The sequence below is a fragment of the Acinetobacter sp. BEC1-S18-ESBL-01 genome (genome assembly GCF_014169935.1).
In the GTDB taxonomy this organism is placed as follows: domain Bacteria; phylum Pseudomonadota; class Gammaproteobacteria; order Pseudomonadales; family Moraxellaceae; genus Acinetobacter; species Acinetobacter pittii.
In genome coordinates this window covers 2,477,616-2,495,619 of sequence record NZ_AP022302.1, presented here as the reverse complement: position 1 = coordinate 2,495,619, position 18,004 = coordinate 2,477,616, and the positions used below count along the sequence as shown (strand labels likewise).

General features: G+C 40.3%; 19 protein-coding genes and 1 pseudogene. 8 read left to right on the top strand and 12 right to left on the bottom strand.

The annotated features are described in order from the left end of the window. Positions 1-51: 51 nt before the first annotated feature. Together benB and benA are read right to left on the bottom strand one after the other, a co-directional pair. Positions 52-571, bottom strand: a pseudogene (gene benB, locus H7R46_RS11800) (benzoate 1,2-dioxygenase small subunit). After that, positions 568-1,950, bottom strand: coding sequence for a benzoate 1,2-dioxygenase large subunit (benA, locus tag H7R46_RS11795; protein ID WP_005070272.1), 1,383 nt, complete (start codon positions 1,948-1,950; stop codon positions 568-570). Before benA ends, benB begins: the two are co-directional and overlap by 4 nt. Positions 1,951-2,056: 106 nt before the next feature. On the opposite strand from benA, the gene H7R46_RS11790 reads away from it, so the two are divergent. Together H7R46_RS11790 and H7R46_RS11785 are read left to right on the top strand one after the other, a co-directional pair. Then, positions 2,057-2,185 carry a hypothetical protein gene (locus H7R46_RS11790; protein ID WP_002011251.1) on the top strand — a complete coding sequence of 43 codons (129 nt, stop codon included), beginning with the start codon at positions 2,057-2,059 and terminating at the stop codon, positions 2,183-2,185. Between the two features lie 44 nt (positions 2,186-2,229). Continuing rightward, on the top strand, positions 2,230-3,189 hold the full coding sequence (locus tag H7R46_RS11785) for a LysR family transcriptional regulator (RefSeq protein WP_005070270.1): 960 nt from the start codon (positions 2,230-2,232) through the stop codon (positions 3,187-3,189). A gap of 49 nt (positions 3,190-3,238) precedes the next feature. Here H7R46_RS11785 and H7R46_RS11780 read toward each other — a convergent pair whose 3' ends face one another. From H7R46_RS11780 to H7R46_RS11750, 7 genes are all read right to left on the bottom strand, one after another. Further along, entirely contained in the window at positions 3,239-4,120 is an 882-nt protein-coding gene (locus tag H7R46_RS11780; protein ID WP_005070269.1) for a transporter, read from the bottom strand. Positions 4,121-4,303: 183 nt separating this feature from the next. Beyond that, positions 4,304-5,365, bottom strand: a complete 1,062-nt coding sequence (locus tag H7R46_RS11775; RefSeq protein ID WP_005070268.1) for an NADH:ubiquinone reductase (Na(+)-transporting) subunit F — start codon at positions 5,363-5,365, stop codon at positions 4,304-4,306. Positions 5,366-5,379: 14 nt separating this feature from the next. Then, positions 5,380-5,742 carry a phenol hydroxylase subunit P4 gene (locus H7R46_RS11770; protein ID WP_005070265.1) on the bottom strand — a complete coding sequence of 121 codons (363 nt, stop codon included), beginning with the start codon at positions 5,740-5,742 and terminating at the stop codon, positions 5,380-5,382. 59 nt (positions 5,743-5,801) lie between these two features. After that, positions 5,802-7,328, bottom strand: a complete 1,527-nt coding sequence (locus tag H7R46_RS11765; protein WP_004702709.1) for an aromatic/alkene/methane monooxygenase hydroxylase/oxygenase subunit alpha — start codon at positions 7,326-7,328, stop codon at positions 5,802-5,804. Positions 7,329-7,373: 45 nt separating this feature from the next. Beyond that, positions 7,374-7,640 carry an MmoB/DmpM family protein gene (locus H7R46_RS11760; protein ID WP_005070263.1) on the bottom strand — a complete coding sequence of 89 codons (267 nt, stop codon included), beginning with the start codon at positions 7,638-7,640 and terminating at the stop codon, positions 7,374-7,376. 11 nt (positions 7,641-7,651) lie between these two features. Further along, a complete protein-coding gene (locus H7R46_RS11755; RefSeq protein ID WP_005070261.1) occupies positions 7,652-8,650 on the bottom strand; it encodes an aromatic/alkene monooxygenase hydroxylase subunit beta in 999 nt (332 codons plus the stop codon). A 21-nt stretch (positions 8,651-8,671) separates the two neighbouring features. Then, a complete protein-coding gene (locus H7R46_RS11750) occupies positions 8,672-8,959 on the bottom strand; it encodes a phenol hydroxylase subunit (protein WP_000193471.1) in 288 nt (95 codons plus the stop codon). Positions 8,960-9,329: 370 nt separating this feature from the next. On the opposite strand from H7R46_RS11750, the gene mobR reads away from it, so the two are divergent. Next, a complete protein-coding gene (mobR, locus tag H7R46_RS11740) occupies positions 9,330-11,000 on the top strand; it encodes a phenol degradation transcriptional regulator MobR (protein ID WP_005070258.1) in 1,671 nt (556 codons plus the stop codon). 57 nt (positions 11,001-11,057) lie between these two features. Here mobR and H7R46_RS11735 read toward each other — a convergent pair whose 3' ends face one another. After that, positions 11,058-11,258 carry a heavy-metal-associated domain-containing protein gene (locus H7R46_RS11735; protein ID WP_001985155.1) on the bottom strand — a complete coding sequence of 67 codons (201 nt, stop codon included), beginning with the start codon at positions 11,256-11,258 and terminating at the stop codon, positions 11,058-11,060. A gap of 166 nt (positions 11,259-11,424) precedes the next feature. On the opposite strand from H7R46_RS11735, the gene H7R46_RS11730 reads away from it, so the two are divergent. The 3 genes from H7R46_RS11730 to H7R46_RS11720 all read left to right on the top strand — a co-directional run bounded on the left by H7R46_RS11730 (position 11,425) and on the right by H7R46_RS11720 (position 14,808). Further along, positions 11,425-13,896 (top strand): heavy metal translocating P-type ATPase, encoded by a 2,472-nt coding sequence (locus H7R46_RS11730; RefSeq protein WP_005070256.1) that lies wholly within the window; start codon positions 11,425-11,427, stop codon positions 13,894-13,896. A 75-nt stretch (positions 13,897-13,971) separates the two neighbouring features. Continuing rightward, the gene (gene cueR / locus H7R46_RS11725) at positions 13,972-14,373 is read left to right on the top strand and encodes a Cu(I)-responsive transcriptional regulator (RefSeq protein ID WP_005070253.1); all 402 of its coding nucleotides are present in this window, start codon (positions 13,972-13,974) and stop codon (positions 14,371-14,373) included. Between the two features lie 27 nt (positions 14,374-14,400). Further along, complete coding sequence (locus tag H7R46_RS11720; protein WP_086260906.1) at positions 14,401-14,808, top strand: GFA family protein; 408 nt, start codon at positions 14,401-14,403, stop codon at positions 14,806-14,808. Between the two features lie 608 nt (positions 14,809-15,416). On the opposite strand, the gene H7R46_RS11715 is transcribed toward H7R46_RS11720, so the two are convergent. Both H7R46_RS11715 and H7R46_RS11710 read right to left on the bottom strand, forming a co-directional pair. Then, positions 15,417-15,773 (bottom strand): four-helix bundle copper-binding protein, encoded by a 357-nt coding sequence (locus tag H7R46_RS11715; protein ID WP_005070246.1) that lies wholly within the window; start codon positions 15,771-15,773, stop codon positions 15,417-15,419. A 459-nt stretch (positions 15,774-16,232) separates the two neighbouring features. Beyond that, entirely contained in the window at positions 16,233-16,562 is a 330-nt protein-coding gene (locus H7R46_RS11710) for a hypothetical protein (RefSeq protein ID WP_005070242.1), read from the bottom strand. A 441-nt stretch (positions 16,563-17,003) separates the two neighbouring features. On the opposite strand from H7R46_RS11710, the gene H7R46_RS11705 reads away from it, so the two are divergent. Both H7R46_RS11705 and H7R46_RS11700 read left to right on the top strand, forming a co-directional pair. After that, entirely contained in the window at positions 17,004-17,597 is a 594-nt protein-coding gene (locus H7R46_RS11705; protein ID WP_005070239.1) for a LysE family translocator, read from the top strand. A 48-nt stretch (positions 17,598-17,645) separates the two neighbouring features. After that, complete coding sequence (locus H7R46_RS11700; RefSeq protein ID WP_002119919.1) at positions 17,646-17,864, top strand: hypothetical protein; 219 nt, start codon at positions 17,646-17,648, stop codon at positions 17,862-17,864. Positions 17,865-18,004: the final 140 nt, after the last annotated feature.

The window sequence follows — 18,004 nt, the reverse complement described above, 5'->3', positions numbered from 1 at the left end:
GCATGTATCCTACAAAATATTTGAAACTTTTACCCTCAGTCAACAGTCCGTTTAACTGAGGGGGTATGTCTTAAAGGTGGTAGATATCAATGACTTGATTGATGTAGTCATTTTTCAAAACGACATACTTGCTCAAGATTTTTGGTTGATCACCTGAAAAATCGATCACATAACGTGACATACCGAAATAGCTGTAATTTGTCTTGTAACGGAAACTCAAGGTATTCCAGTTAAAGCGAACAGTAACTTTGTCTCCGTCACGCTCTACGACTTCAACGTTGGCAATATTGTGGCTTGTGCGTGTGTCTGGCATGGTTGCAGATGAGCGCTCGGTTTTAATACGGAACACACGATCTTCTAAACCTTGACGGTCTGGGTAATAAATAAGTGAAATTTCAGATTGTGGATCTTCAGTTAATCTATCGTCGTCGTCCCAAGCTGGCATCCAGAAAGAAGCTTCCGGTGCATAGCATTCAATCCATTCATCCCATTGTTCATCATCTAAAAAACGAGCTTCACGATAGAGAAACTGAGCAATATTTTCTAAAGTTGCTTTGTCTTGAGCACTCATGCTGTTTCTCCCTGATCAGCAATTTCTTTCTCTGATGCAATCGCATGTTTCATGGTGTATAACCAATATTGATGTTGGGCAAGATACAGGCCTTCATCTTCAGTTTTGATCCCACTTAACATGGGTTTTAAACCAATTTCATTTGCTGCCTCGTCTGGTCCATAAATCCAGTGTTTTGAACCGCGGCACATGTCATTCCATTCAAGTGCAATCCCTGCGTAGCCTGCTTGACAAGCACGGAATTCTTCTAAATCGTCTGGTGTTGCCATACCTGATGCATTAAAGAAATCTTCATATTGGCGGATACGACGTGCACGAGCTTCAGGTGCTTCGCCCTTAGGTGCGATACAGTAAATGGTGACTTCAGTTCGATTAACCGAAAGTGGGCGAAGTACACGAATTTGCGAACCAAACTGATCCATCAAATAAACATTTGGATAGAGACAAAGATTACGTGAGCGCTCAATCATCCATTTCGACATCGCTTCACCGTATTTTTCGGTGTATTCATCTGCTTTCGGGAAGTTTGGACGGTCTTCTGGGTTTGCCCACTGTGTCCAAAGCAACATGTGGCCATTTTCAAAGCCATATGAACCACCGCCTTGTTTACCCCAAGAACCTGCACTCATCGCACGGATGTTATCCGCCGCTTGAGTTTCTTTACGGTGTTGAGTTGTTGCTGCATAGTTCCAGTGAACAGCAGAAACATGATAACCATCGGCACCATTTTCAGCGGTGAGTTTCCAGTTGCCTTCATAGGTATAGGTAGATGAACCACGTAAAACTTCTAAACCATGTTCAGACTGGTCAACAATCATGTCGATGATTTTGGTGGTTTCACCCAAGAATACTTCAAGTGAAGGAACATCGGGATTTAAGCTGCCAAATAAGAAGCCTTTGTAGCTTTCAAAACGAGCCACTTTTTTAAGGTCATGTGAGCCGTCTTGGTTAAAACAGTCAGAATAGCCTGCTTCACTTGGATCTTTAACCTTGAGTAATTTACCTGAGTTGTTAAACGTCCAGCCGTGGAAAGGGCAAGTATACGTTGCTTTGTTACCACGCTTGTAACGGCAAAGTTGTGCTCCCCGGTGTGAACACGCATTGATCATGGCATTCAATTCACCGTTACGGTTACGTGCAATAATGACAGGCTGACGACCAATATGAGTAGTGTAGTAGTCATTATTGTTTGGAATTTGGCTTTCGTGTGCTAAGTAAACCCAATTGCCTTCGAAGATATATTTCATTTCGAGGTCAAAAAGAGCTTCGTCAGTAAACACTGAGCGATGAAGTTTAAACTCACCTGTATCGATGTTATCGACAAGTAATTCATCAATACGGTCAAGATGGCTAGTATTGATTACAGGAATACGTGGCATGTCCGTTCTCCGACTTTCCAAAAGTGTGGAAGTCACCAAGGCCTTAGCTACGATCTACAAGGTCTTGATATCCTAATATTTTCAATGAAGCGCATGAGTGCGCTGAGTGTTTAACCGTGAATTGATGAAGATGAATAACTGGAAGATTGGCAAAAGGCTTGTTCACAAAGCAATTCATCACTTCATCGGTTTGTTGCTTGTATATACCTTAAAAGAATGGTTAAACTGTGTCTAAGACTGAATTTGCATTTTTTTATATCTTAAAGGTATGGAAACCTTATGGAACTAAGACATTTACGGTATTTTGTTGCGGTTGTTGAAGAGCAGAGCTTTACAAAGGCAGCCGAAAAACTATTTATTGCTCAACCACCTTTGAGTCGCCAGATTCAAAATCTGGAAAGTGAGCTTGGAATTCAACTGTTTGAGCGCGGAAGCCGTCCTTTACAGACAACCCCAGCCGGACATTTCTTTTATCAGCATGCCCTTAAACTTTTGTCGAATGCTGAAGAAATAAAAAGTATGACCAAACGTATTGGTCTCATCGAAAGAAGTATGACCATTGGTTTTGTTGGGTCTTTACTCTATGGTTTGTTACCTCGAATTATTTATTTATTTCGCCAGCAGCAACCCCATTTGAATATTCAGCTTATGGAGTTAAGTACTACTGAACAGCTACAGGCATTAAAAGAAGGACGTATTGATGTCGGTTTTGGACGTTTAAGAATTAGTGATCCTGCTGTGAGACGTATTTTGCTACGTAAAGAACGCTTGGTGGTTGCTGCGCATACGAGTCATCCTATTGCACAGCGTACGGAAGGGGTATATCTGGCCGATCTCATTGATGAAAAGATGTTTATGTATCCCACTTCGCCAAAGCCTAATTTTTCAACTCAGCTTTTGAATATTTTTGCCGAGCATAGTTTGGTTCCAAAAAATATGCATGAAATACGAGAAATTCAACTGGCTTTGGGCTTAGTTGCAGCGGGAGAAGGGATCTGCATTATTCCAGCAAGTGCCGATACCATTCGATTTCCACACCTAAACTATATTCCGATTTTAGATAACGGCGCGGTCAGCCCAATTTTTATTACAGCACGGGCAATGGACCGAAGTGAAGATTTACAGTCACTATTTGATTGTATTTATCAGGTTTATGACTTAGAAGGGATATCTTATCAACGGACTGTCTTTATACTCGATCAAAACCCGATAGATGATTCAAACGGTATCGATTTTTAAATAAGAGAAGTGCATAGCCTCAAAAGTTGAAGCTATGCGTTGATGTGTTTTAGAAAGCCCAAATCAGTTTTAGCCAGCTAGTATGGCCTTCGGGACGATATTCGACTTCGGTTTCTTTTAGAAATTTGGCTTCAATAGACCAGTTCTTATCGGCATATTGAATGCCTGGACCAATTGCAAAAGCCTGTCCTTTAAACCCAATGTCACTTTCGTTTACTTTGTCATCTGTGGTTTGTCTAAAGGCATAGCCTTCAACTGCAACTTTGAGTTTTGGGTTAATGCGATAACCCAAACTATAGTCACCCGCAATGTATTGTCCAGACTGGTAGTCAGTCGCGTCGTTACGCGTATTCCAGCTATAAGACAGTTTAGTAGAAAGGTCTAAACCTGCTGCGTTGGCATAACTATAGGCAATAATCGGTCGAATGGTGTGATAGTTTTTCCCGAGATTAGCTTCAACTGGATGTGTCGTACTTGGAGTGTCGTATTCTCCTGTCCCGAGCACAGTTTCTAGGGCTGCAATCCAGTGATGATTTCCTTGGTGCCAGCCGAGCATGCCACCCAAAATCAAGTCTCCGAGACCTTGGTTTGAGTCAGCCATTCCATTTACTTTGAGTCTTAGATCAACCAATGGCTGGGCTGCATAAAACCCGAGTTGTCCATCCATAATTTTTTGATCGGTCATCCAGACCAACCGAGGAACCACGGCGTTGACATCAACATGGAACTGATCGGGACCATTTTGAAACTCTGATGCGTGATAATTTTGATAATAACTGAGTAGATAAACCCCAGCAGGTGGTAAGGCACCCGCCATCATACCTTCGGCACCTAAAGCAAAAGAGTCCGAGCCGTTTTCTGTCGCAAATGCAGAGGGAAGGTAAAGGGCGCTGATTACACCACATATGATTGCAGCAATTTTGTTATTCATAGAATGTCCTATTCTGTATTGTTTGGCTTGTCACTAAAAAACGTTATTCCTTAACGGTCTTTAAAATTTGAGTCTGTTTAACCTAAAAATTTGGGATGCAGAACTCCTGTGAGCTTTGTATTTACTCTCTAAATTACAAATACAAAGCTCATTTTAAAAAGTGGAGTGCTTAAAGGTTTATCTTTAAATATGTTTGAATAAAGCCGAACGTGACTGTCCAGCAGCGCCATCGGCTGCACTTAAGAACCGTTCAGTGTGAATGTCCCGTTCGAATAAGCGACTTTGCATGAGTGTTGAAATTGCCGAGTCGATCATGATTGGAGGACCGCACAAATACGCTTTGTGTCCACCACATCGATTTTCAAAGTAATCGGCAACAGCCTCATGCACGAATCCGGTAAATCCAGTCCATTGGTCTTCTGGTTTTGGTGCATTCAGGGCAGGGATATAGCGGAAGTTCGGATAGTCTTTCACGAGTTGTTCAAACAATTCTCGGTTGTATAGCTCTGCCAAGTCTCGTGCTCCTTGGAAGAGGTAAATCGTGCGACTATCTCCAGATTCAAGTAAATCTAAAATCATCGATTGTGGACTTGAAAGACCTGAACCACCTGCAATGAAGATGGCATTTTGATCATCTGACTTGCGTATGAAAAATTGACCATAAGGGCCTGAAATATCAAGCTGATCACCTGTGGCAAGTTGTTCATGTACATAAGTCGTCGCTGCACCACCTTCAACTTTACGAATATGCAACTCAACAATGCCCACTTCACTTGGTGAATTGGCAATTGAAAACGCTCGAGTTCCTTCAATATCTGGGAACTGGACATTGATATATTGGCCAGCTTGGAACTCGATTGGGCGATCTAGTTGTAGTCGGATTCCTTTAATGGTTGGCGATAAGTCTTTTATTTCAATGACTGTCGCTTGATAGTCTTGAACCAAATGGCCTAAGAAATCTGGGTCTTCATCAACATCGGCTTCAATGATCATGTCGGACTGTGGTTTACAGCAACAGGCAAGCACTTTATTTTCATCACGTTCAATATCCATGAGCGCAAATGGCGAGGCTTCACCAACATCGTAAAAACCGTCGGTGACTTGAACCTTACATGTCCCGCAAGTGCCATGACCACAGGCAAAGGGTAACCAAACGCCTTGACGTAAAGCGGCATCTAAAATGGTTTGGTCTTCTTCTACTTCAATCGTTGTTCCGATCGGCTCAATGGTGACTTGATAACTCATGACACACCTCCGAATTAAACGTAGCTGTCGTTATAGCCATTTAATTCTGGCGTAACGAAACGAAGCAATGACTTATGCCCAAAACCAAGCTCTGCCAAGCTTTGTGTATTCTCTGGATTGATTGTTTGACCATCTAAAGTGTATTGCACTTTTGACCAATCAATTTTGGCAAAATCTGGATGTTGGGCAAAACCACCTGTAATTTGTTGCTCAATCAACTGTCCCAAAGTTTGTTGAGGTGAGGCAAGCATGGCATGCGCTGAGCAAAAAAGTGTGTGATGATCCCAACCCACGTAAAGTAAGAATTGATCGCCATAATTTTTTTGCAAATCAAGTGGTTCAAATTGATAATTGTTGTGTATCGCGCGAACAGTCATATTCAATCTCCTTATTTCCGATCAGGCAGTTTGATGACTGCCTGAACAATTCCTTGTGCTTAAGCTGCGTTGCCTTTCCATTTTTTCCAGCGTTGTTGGTCTGGTGAGCCTTCAATATCCAGATTGTCGGCCCCGACATTCATGCGGTAATAATCGCGGAGCATGGTTTCGAGGTCACCGCCACCACAGTTGCCTTGCAAAATTTGATTTACAGGTAGCCATGCTTGTATATATTTCTCAGGCTCACGCTCGAAAATGTCATGACAGCCATCTGAACAGGTGTGGTAGCGTTCGCCTTGATAGATGCTATGGCGATAACTAAACTGAGTCGGGTCATCGCCCATTTCAGTAAAGGTCATTGGAATCTGACAAACCTGACAAAGCTGTGGTAAACCTGCGCTATAGAAGCGTTTACCTTCAGCTTCCATTTTGCGAGCCAATTCCCATTTTGGACGGTAGTATTTGTCGAAAGTGTCTGGATATTTAGCAGATAACCAATCCATTTCTTCGTCGGTTGGAATCCATGTATGGAAACCGGCAGCATGACCAAAGTTATAGAAAATCCACCATGCCTGATGTGAGACATGCTCTTTTTCTTTCACAATGACATCGCTATATTTCGGCATACGAATGCCATAGCGGCTTAAATCTTTAAATAGCGCACCGCCTGCTTGTTCAAAATAAACTTCCCAAGCTTCTTTCCAAGACATCACTTTGTTTGGCAGCATGTAATCCATCATCATGCCTACAATTGAAAGCAAACGCGTCCCACGCCAGAACCATTTATCAATCCATTCCTGCACAATCGGCACATTGTCTTCATGCTGTTCGAGTAAGAATTTTACGATTTCAAGACCAAGCGTCATGTGGCGTGCTTCATCTGACTGCGCACTAAAGCCAAAGGTCACGGTTGCCATATCGCCGTTATAAGCTGCACCTGACATAAACGGTACAAACAGTAAATTGGTAAGCACATATTCAAAAGCAAAACTAATCGCTAATAAAAACTCGAAAGGGCCTGCGGAACGAGCGTCTTCAAAAAATGATTTAGGCACAGACAAATACCAAACGCGGTCATGCATGTGCGCCCAGTCCTGAAAGCCATCAAAGAACTTGTTGTAATGGCTCATGGCATGAATTTGGGTCTGCACATGACGCAGCTCATCAATCGACTGCATCTGAGAAGCAATACGTGCTCCAATACCGCTAAATTGGCGGCCTACATGTGCATAGCCTTGATAAGCCTGATATTCAAGTGGCGTCACCGCTGTTAAGAAGAGCTTGATCGCATTTAAGTAGCGTTCATTGCTGACATTCATCTGACCATTGTTTTGAGCAAACGCATCAAAAATGGCATAAAGTTTTTTCTCTTTTTCTGCCTGATATTTCCAGTAAGCATCCATGGTTAAACGGAATGGATCTTCCCATTTAGACCAGTCCGTAATTTTGATGCCTTCAAACTCTTCATAAGGGAAGGCCTCTTTACGGTCAGCATAGGAAAAGTCCCAGTCCAGATCACGGGTTAATGCACGGTAACGATCTTTCGCATTTAATTTTTTACTGGTTTCTTTCGTTTGAGTTGTCATGATTGATCATCCTTAAATCTTTGTTAAACAACATCTATGTTGTGATTAATTCCAGTGAAGGCGGAAAGTGTCATCATCTTCTTCGACGTTGCCGCCTAGCGTAATCATGTTGAGTTGTAACGATTGGATGTCCCAATCTTGGCCTAGTTTTTCAGATACGCTTTTAGCTTTAATCACCAAATCAGTTTCACTTTCAATGCGAATCATGGCGGGTAAATACTGAATTGAAGCTTCAGGGTTATCTTCTTCAATCGCTTCGAGGATGTAGCGTGAAGTATCGTTGTCTTGTAATGCGAGATAGACTTTAGACATGTTGCTTCTCCTTAAGCATTTGTAAGTGGTTGCAGGCCGAGTTTTTTTGCACGTTCAATAACGGCTTGTTCTGCTTGATCAACTGCATCTGCTGTTAAGGCTGCTGTTGCCCACGGCGTAAAAGCTGCTTTTACTTGAGCTAAAGACTGGGTGAACCATTCATTTAATAGTTGTTTATTGTGATTGGATTCTGCTGCCGCAGTTTTAATGACAGTGTCTGACCACTTACGTAAATCACCTAAAGTGTCTTTCATAAACTCAGTCAGCATGGCTAAGTCGCGAGCATGTTGAGTGACTAACCACTGATCAAACTGTTGATAGACCAGCTCTGTCACAAAGCCATCAATCACAAGGTTCTGTAATAAGAAAAGTTTGAAATAGTCTTGCTCGGTGAGGCTTTCTTCACATAGACGGCGTAAGCCTTGCCATGCAGGATGCTGCATCCAAGCCTGTTTTGCCTGTTGTAGTGAGTCGCCGCTATTACCATCTAAAGCTAAGCCAATCCGTGAGATGTACTGCGCAATACCTAAATGATCCATCGCGGCATAGATACAAGCTTGGGTAAGCACGGTGCCATAACCATAGGCACTACCAGACATCATGTGTAAGTTTGCCGTTTGTTCAACGTGGCGAAATGGCAATAAGCATTCAATGATCTTAGCTTTGACTTCATCAGACAAATGTTCTGCAAGCTGACGTTTTTCAAAAAAAGCAAAATTACTTTCGGCGGTGTCTTGTAAACGTGCACGGTGCTGAACATAAGTTCCATAATAGAATTGACGTGGATCTTTAAATGCATACCAATCTTGCATTTGCAGGGCAGTATGGGTTTTATCATTTAAGGTCTTTTCAGGTTTCCACAAAGGACGATAGTGAAAGTTAGTTTCTGCCTGTACATCGAAACTTACTTCTTGATATCGAGTTGCTGGCTTACTACCAAATCGTCTTTCGATATAGGCGTAGTTCTGGCGAATAGGTTCGACATTTGATGTCTTGATTTCTAAAGTCATGGCTTTATCTCCTTATATTTTTTACATTTGATCATCGTGATCGTTGCTATTACGTTGCGTGCCGACTAAGGTTGCTTCAGTGCCATAGCGCCATTTTTCTTCCTGCGCATCGTTAAAAGCTTGCTGCTCTTGGGTCATTTCAACCACTTGATTGGTCTTACAAAAATCATTAAATGCATGTTTAGGCAAAACCAGTTCCACAAATAGACTTGGGTCATGAATGGCAAAATCGAATTCGATAAACTCTGCGTTTAAGTCGCCAGTGACCCGAATATATTTGGTTAATGCTTCGACTTGAGGTTGCGTCATGCTGTACTCCATCAAGACATGGTCTTGAAATTGATGAATGCTCCTTGCTCTCGCTATAAGCTTTACAAAAGCTATGCCAACTTTATTTTTATAATTAAAAACAATTGCTTAGTATTTTTATTAAAAGTGAGGTATTTTTTAAATTCACCATTTCATTAATTTTTTTGAATGGTGAAATAGACAGATTCATGATTTGATGAAGAGGGCCGCAAAAATTTATTTTTAGCTTGTTTGAGGCTTTAAAAAGGAGAGATTTAGAAATACTTTTTTAGTATGAAGTTATGTCTTTAAGGTACTAGGACATTTATGTGGTTCTTCGATAAGATGAGATAACACCCAAATGTGTTTAATGGATTAAAACAGATCACTCATGGCTCGAGTAAAATACGATACAACGGGACGATACGCAGATCATCCGCAAGAAATTCACGATTTGCTGTCTAAATTGCACTTTGATACTGCCCACGGCCAAATCTGGTTTGATGAATATCGGATGCTGCTTTTACACACCAGCATTATGGGATATTTGCGTAAAGATTTAGCGAACATGATTGGGCTTGAGCGAACCAAGCGTTTCTTTATTCGTTTAGGGTATCAAGCAGGGTTAAAGGATGCAGAAGTGACAACAAAAATGCGTCCAGATCTAAATGAACACGATGCTTTTATGGCAGGCCCACAAATGCACGCCATTCGTGGAATGGTGCAAGTACAGGCCAACCAGCTCAATTTAAGCCACGATAAAAAACAGTTTTATGCCGATTTAAATTGGCTTAACTCTTTTGAAGCTGATGTGCATTTAGAGCATTTTGGCCCAAGTGATGAACCTGCGTGCTGGATGCTTCTGGGTTATGCGTGCGGCTACAGTAGTTTTGCGACGGGCATGACCATTATTTATCAAGAAATAGAGTGTAAAGCTTGCGGCGATGAGCATTGCCGTATTATTGGTAAGCCTTTAGAAGAGTGGGAAAATGCTGATGAACTGATTCAGTTCATGTCTCCCGAACCCATGGAAAAAGAACTGATTGCGTTGCAGGCTGAACTTTTTGAACTTAAAAAATCAATTTATAGCGACAGTGAAGCCGATTACCAATTATTTAGTTCTGTGGGTAAGTCAGCATCTTATAAACAGGTCTGTGCATTATTAACAAAAGCAGCAGGTTCGAAAGTTTCTATTTTGCTACAAGGTGAAACCGGCGTTGGTAAAGAAGCTTTTGCTCGAGGAGTTCATGAAAATAGCCAAAGAAAAGACCAACCTTTTGTTGCGGTAAACTGTGCAGCGATTCCCCCAGAGTTAATTGAGTCCGAATTATTCGGGGTAGAAAAGGGTGCCTATACGGGGGCGCATCAATCTCGCTTGGGGAAGTTTGAACGAGCCAATGGTGGTACGATTTTTTTAGATGAAGTGATTGAGCTTTCTCCTCGTGCACAAGCAGCACTATTACGCATTTTGCAAGAAGGAGAGTTTGAGCGAGTAGGAGATTCACAGACACGTATTTTAGATGTCCGTGTAATTACAGCAACCAATGAAGATCTTGAGCAGGCTGTAAAAACAGGGCGATTTCGGGCAGATTTATATTATCGCTTAAATATTTTCCCAGTGCAGATTCCGCCTTTGCGAGAGCGCCGTGAAGACATTCCTTTACTGGCTGAACATTTTCTTCGTCGCTTTGAAAAAATGTACGGCAAAACCATTCAGGGTGTAAGTGAAAAGACCAAAGTTTTTATGCAGCAATATGAATGGCCTGGCAATATTCGTGAGTTAGAAAACTTATTAGAAAGGGCTGTTTTATTAACGGACGATCAGCAACTGATAAAGTTAAATGCCATTTTCCCACAGATCAAGCACGACCCAGAGCAGGCGGTGACTGTTGAAAGTGACTTTGAGCACTTATTACAGCCAGAGTTTAATTTAGAAGAACACGAGAGGCAGTTAATTTTAACGGCTTTAAAAAAGGCAAATCATAATGTGTCTGAAGCGGCACGTTTATTGGGAATATCTCGGGCAGCATTAGATTATCGAATTAAAAAATTTCAGCTTTGAATCAATATCAACAAACTCAAAAATAAAGGCCTAACTTTAAACGTTAGGCCTTATCGACTATTGCACTTTCGCTGGGAAACCATCTTCTTCAAGCGCTTCGGTAATTTTATCGACGCTTTCACTGCTTTCAACAGTCACGATTTTGGTCGCTAAATCTACATCTACTTTTGCATTTGGGTCGACGTCCTGAATCGTTGCAGTCACGCCACGAGCGCAGCCACCACAAGTCATATTTTCAATAAGTAGTTTCATGTTCATACTCCATCAAGAATGAGATGTTTGTTTGGATAATACTGAGTCTAAACCTTGTCATGATTGTAAGGTCAAGACCAATTTTTTAAAAAAATATGCTTGACCTTCCCATGATGGGAATCTGTATGCTCAATACAGAATATTAAATTTTGCAGATTTGCAGAGGTGTTTGATGGACTCAAAAAACACAAAATTGCCAGCATATAGTGAAACACTTCCAATTGAAGGCATGACCTGTGCCTCGTGTGTAGGTCGTGTCGAAAAAGCACTTAAGAAAGTTGAAAATGTAGAGATTGCTAACGTTAATTTGGCAACAGAAAAAGCCGTTGTTTATTCAAATCAACCGATTCAGCGCGAAGCACTAGTTAAAGCAGTTGAACGAGCAGGTTATGATGTTCCAAAAGCTGCGCCAGTGGAGTTGTCTATTGAGGGCATGACCTGTGCATCTTGTGTTGCACGTGTTGAAAAAGCCCTTAAAAAAGTAGACGGCGTTCAAGAAGCCACAGTCAACTTAGCAACAGAGCAGGCTTGGGTACAAGCAGATGCATCAGTTAATGTTGAAGACTTAATTCGCGCTGTTAAAAAAGCAGGTTACGACGCGAAAGCATCTGAAAAAAATCAAGATGAGCAACTCGATAAAAAAGCGTCAGAGTTAGATCAGCTTAAAAAAGATTTGATCATTTCGATTGTGTTGGCTTTACCTGTGTTTATTTTGGAAATGGGCTCACATCTCATTCCAGCTTTTCACATGTGGGTCATGCACACCATTGGTCAATACAATAGCTGGCTTTTACAATTTGTTTTAACAACCTTAGTACTCGTTTTTCCTGGTCGCCGCTTTTACCAAAAAGGGATTCCAGCCTTATGGCGTTTAGCGCCAGATATGAACTCGCTGGTTGCTGTTGGAACCTTAGCTGCCTACAGTTTTTCAGTTGTGGCAACCTTTATGCCACACGTATTACCCCAAGGCACGGTCAATGCTTATTTTGAAGCGGCTGCAGTTATTGTCAGTTTAATTTTGCTCGGACGATATTTTGAAGCCAAAGCTAAAGGACGAACCTCGCAAGCTATTCAACATTTGGTAGGAATGCAGCCTAAAACAGCCCGTATTCAACGTGACGGTCAAGTGGTTGAAGTTGCTGTTGCCGAAGTAGTCAGTGGAACTATTGTAGAAATTCGTCCGGGTGAACGTGTGCCTGTTGATGGTGAGGTGGTTGAAGGGCACAGCTACATTGATGAATCTATGATTACGGGTGAACCAGTTCCTGTTGAAAAAGTAGTGGGACAACAGGTGGTTGGAGGCACGGTCAATCAAAACGGAACACTGAACATTCGGGCAACCGCAGTGGGTAGCTCATCTGTACTTTCACAAATTATTCGTATGGTTGAACAAGCCCAAGGTTCTAAACTTCCGATTCAGGGCTTAGTCGATAAAGTCACCATGTGGTTTGTACCTGTAGTGATGTTAATTGCTGCAATTACTTTCTTGGTTTGGTTTATTTTTGGGCCAGAACCTGCGCTCACTTTTGGATTGGTGAATGCCGTTGCAGTACTGATTATTGCATGTCCTTGTGCGATGGGACTTGCAACACCAACTTCTATTATGGTCGGTACTGGACGTGGTGCCGAGTTAGGTGTCTTGTTCCGTAAAGGTGAAGCTTTGCAGCTTTTACAAGAAGCGCAAGTAGTTGCAGTTGATAAAACGGGCACACTCACCGAAGGCAAACCGACACTGACTGACTTTAATGTGCAACAGGGCTTTGAACGCAAACAAGTGCTGACTTTAGTTGCCTCAGTCGAAGCCAAGTCTGAACACCCGATTGCACTCGCGATTGTTCAAGCAGCAGAAAGCGAAGGCCTAAACTTATTACCCGTAACCGCTTTTAACTCGATTACAGGTTCAGGTATTGAAGCTGAAGTTTCAGGCCAAAAAGTACAAATAGGCGCAGATCGTTATATGCACCAACTTGGTTTGGACACCAACTCTTTCCAAGCGATTGCTGCTCAGTTAGGTGAAGAAGGCAAAACCCCGCTATACGTTGCTATTGATCAAAAACTTGCGGCAATTATTGCTGTGGCAGACCCCATTAAAGAAACAACCTATGCTGCGATTGAGGCCTTGCATCAATTAGGTCTCAAGGTTGCTATGATTACAGGAGACAACCGTCATACGGCGCAAGCAATTGCCAAAAAGCTGAACATTGACGAAGTTGTGGCAGAGGTTTTACCCGAGGGCAAAGTGGACACAGTCCGCCAACTGCAAAAACAGTATGGGCGCTTAGCTTTTGTTGGTGATGGTATTAACGATGCACCAGCCTTGGCGCAAGCAGATGTCGGTTTAGCTATTGGTACAGGAACAGATGTTGCCATCGAAGCAGCTGATGTTGTGCTCATGTCAGGTAGTTTAAAAGGCGTACCGAATGCAATTGCATTAAGTAAAGCCACCATGCGAAACATACGTCAAAACCTGTTCTGGGCATTTGTATATAACGTAGCCCTAATTCCAATTGCAGCAGGTGCGTTATATCCAGCATTTGGCGTTTTACTCTCGCCAATGTTTGCAGCAGGTGCAATGGCACTTTCTTCGGTTTTTGTTTTAGGTAATGCATTACGCTTAAAACGCTTTCATGCGCCAGTACAGTAAGCGTGCTGAAAATCAACTTTTGGTTTAAGATCATGACAGCAGGTCTTAAACCAAATTTAGTATTTGAGGTGTGAGATGAATATCGGTCAGGCATCCAAACATTCGGGCATTTCGGCGAAAATGATTCGCTACTATGAAGAAATCGGTTTACTTGAAGCAGCTCAGCGTTCTGCTTCTGGCTATCGCATCTATTCAGAAACAGACCTTAAAACTTTAAACTTTTTAAAGCATGCTCGAGAGTTAGGTTTTTCATCTGAACAGATGAAAGAACTTATTTCGCTTTGGAAAAACACAGATCGGCATAGTGCAGAAGTGAAAGCCCTAACTGTAAAACACATTGCCGAATTAAAGCAAAAAATTGCCCACCTACAAGAAATGGTTAATATCTTGCAGGCTTCAGCCGATGATTGCTGTGGTAACCAACAAGCTTCTTGTGCCATTTTAGATCACATAGAAAAAGGCGTGGGTGTAAGCTAAAACTTATAAAAATAAAAAGGAAAAATGATGACTTATACAGCTTCTTGTCTTTGTAATGGTGTTCAACTCAGTATTAATGCTGAATTAAATCCCATTATGGTTTGTCACTGTAAGCAATGCCAAAAAGCACAAGGGGCTGCTTTTGCAGCTATTACACAGGTACAGAAAACTGATTTAAACATTGTTCAGGGTGAAAACCTGTTACAGGCTTTTTTTGCATCACCTAATAAAAAGAGAGTGTTCTGTAAAACTTGTGGTTCACCGATCTGGAGTGAACGTCTAGATAAGCCAGAAGTGGTACGCCTGAGGGTTGGACTTATTAATGAAGAAATATCGACGCCAGTCATCTCTCATGCTTTTGTCAATTCACAAGTGAAGTGGTATCCAATTTGTGATGATGCTCGCCAATATCCAAATGGAGTAGAAAACCCTTAAATATTAAGGATAGATCGTATTTTATTCATTTGTAAAAAAACGTGAACAAGACTAGTCATGAATAAATAATGTGCTATAAATGTACTTAAGGTAATCGTAATATCTCCTCGCTCCACAGGGAAACTTGGGACAGGGCAAAAGATACGATAAGACCTTACATATAGCTAGCAAAGAGCAAACAAGAGTTGGATAGACACAACGCTTATATTGCTCACCGTTGCAGAAAAGCCCGTGAAACGGGCTTTTTTAATGCCTGTAAAAAAACTATTTCTTATTTGGAAATATCTTATATTTTTAAAATACTTATGAAAAAGTAATGTAAAAATAATAAAATATTTCAAATATACAGACTCTTCTGTATTGCAATTTGTTTTTATTAGGGGTACATTTGGTTAACGGTTTAAAGTTCAAGTTTAATAATGAACTCATGGTCGTTGTGGGAGATCTAAGAGCCTGCATTTTCCCCAAGATGCGGGTTTTTTTTATGCCTATAAAAAAGTAAAAATTGTAATTAGTTTAAATAAAGAATATTTAATTCAATGTTATTTAAAATATTTTAATGAGCCTACGATCTAAAGATTGCGTAGGCTTAAAGTTGTAAATACCACTTAGGCACGATATGCCAGACAAGCTTGTGCGCAAGCAAGGCACGCTTTAGCACAAACTTGGCAGTGTTCATGGTCATGTTTACTGCATTCTGCTGCACAAAGTTGACAAGCGTTCGCACAAAGTTGCATGGCTGATTCTGCTAGTTCAGAGTTTCTGAGTTCTAAAGACGTACAAAGTTGGCAGGTTTCTACACATGTCATGCAATGCTTAATACATTCACGCATCATGTGCACATGTTCTTCTTGCAAACATGCAGCTGCACATGTTTTGCAGGCAATCATACATTCAATACATGCTTGAATTGAGGTAGAAGCATTACAAAATAAAGAAGAGTTGGTTTCTTGTTGAGTTTCCATAAAAGTTCTCCTGTCGAAGACTATTATTAAAAAACAGAATATTGTTATCTCTTTTCATTTTATAAAATCATTTCTTTGGTAGGTGAGTTTGAAATGAAAGGTCTACAAACGCTCAATAGGGTTTAACCTCGTATAAGAATGTTACATCTAGCTACTTCAGTTATAAATTTCAAAACTACTTGCCCAGCATTAGATTTAAAATTTGATTCTATATAATACTTTTGGCTAATTTCTTATTGTGTGAAAATTGTGCAAATTATCAGTGTGAACTTTAAGGGCACACGAAATGGAAAACGTTAATCAATTTGCTCACGGATCTGAGCATGAAGTCCACATACATTGCAAACGATCATTAAGCACTTTAATACTGAGTATGCTCATATTAATTACAACTGGTCGTTAAAAGAAAAAGCACCTAAGGGTGCTTTTTCTATATGAGTTTAAAGTAAATACCTTTAATTAAGAGTCTATAAAGCCACGCCGTTTTTTGTAGGCTTTACGGTCATAAGAAGGGATGTTTGATTGCTGGAGATCAATCGCGAGTTGTTTCTTGCGTTGAAACTGGACTTCACTTAGAAGAGCAGCATAAATTTTGGGACGATCAGTTTTAAACTTTTCTACATCCAACGGAATCGTATCTTCATTCTTAACAATGTACAGCACAGAGCCATTGCCATTCGTTTCATAAACCGTCCAACCAACTCGTACAATGTAGAGTCCGGTTTTCTGATTCTTGCCTAAATAAGATTTAAAACCATCTGGATGAGGGCGAACATAAGCATTCATCATGCATCCTCCATCATCTGATTTATTTGATGAAAGCGACAATCAAAGAATTGATGGGGAACGGGACATCATATTCAGTAAAATCACGATTTCTAGTTGTTTATATATTGATCAATTCTCAAATTTCAAGTCAGAAAAAAGTGTTTATTAAATAAACTGAATAAGAACTAAATATTAAAAATAACGGCCTATTTTTCTGTGAAAAAAAGCTTGATTTAATAGTTTAGCGAGCAGAAAAAATAGCGCTTATTCTATATTTCTGTGATCAATTTTGCATATTTAAAATTATTGAAATAGTAAGTGAATTTGTAGTCAGGTGGAGTTAATTATTTGTTTTAAAATTAAAAAAATAAACTTTAATATTTCTTGTTACAACCATTATGTCGACAATAGATATTCCTTTTTGACATATTTCGCCTAGCATAACTAAAGAGTTCGTTGCCTATGGTGTCATTTATGTTTATTGGACTTGTGGTCACCATTTTGTTGACTCCAGGCCCAACAAATACATTGTTAGCCTCGGCTGGAATACAAGCAGGGGTGAAGCAGTCTCTTAAACTTATTCCTGCTGAAGTGATGGGTTATCTCATTGCAATTACTTCATGGGGTGTTTTGCTTGAGTCAGTTTCACATTTTATCCCTTGGCTTCCTGCCTTATTAAAGTTAATAAGTGCAACTTTTATTCTCTACCTTGCATTTAAACTTTGGATAACATCAACAAATGATATCAAATTAGACAGCCCACTAATTACGCCTAAGGCTTTATTTGTTGCAACACTTTTGAATCCTAAAGCTTTACTCTTTGCTTCTGCTATTTTTCCACATGCAGCATGGGAAGTGCTTCACGTTTATTTTGTGCATATTGCTATTTTTTTATCATTAATTACACCCATTGCATTTTTATGGATTGCTTTTGGAACCGTATTAATTTCAAACAGAGTAACTTGGTTAAACCAACGTAATTTACAACGTACGGCTGCATTTATTTTAACTTTTTTTGCGATGCCAATCGGCTATTCTGCGATTAGCTCATTTTAAACTTAACCCTTTATTTATATTAAAAAATTTAATTTTCAGGAGATTTTCATGACAAGATTAAAAGTAATTATCAAGGATCAGTTTGATAAAGAATCAATTGCTTTGGCAAAAGTTAGACCCATGAATGACCATGCGCTTGAGCTTCATAAAAGTGTTGAACATATTGAAATTAATGACGATATTATTTTACCCAATATGGATTTGCTCTATGAAAACCCTAGAGACGGCAAAATTTATCAGTTAATTGGTCCATTCAGTGAGGAATAACTCTTAAATTAAATTTAACAATAACCATGAGCAGAGTTTGTATTTTGTATGTTCTTAATAGAAGTCATTTAGTTAAGAGATGGTGAAAATTAAGCCAAACTAACGTATAGACACAATTAAAATATTGAACATCTAAAATG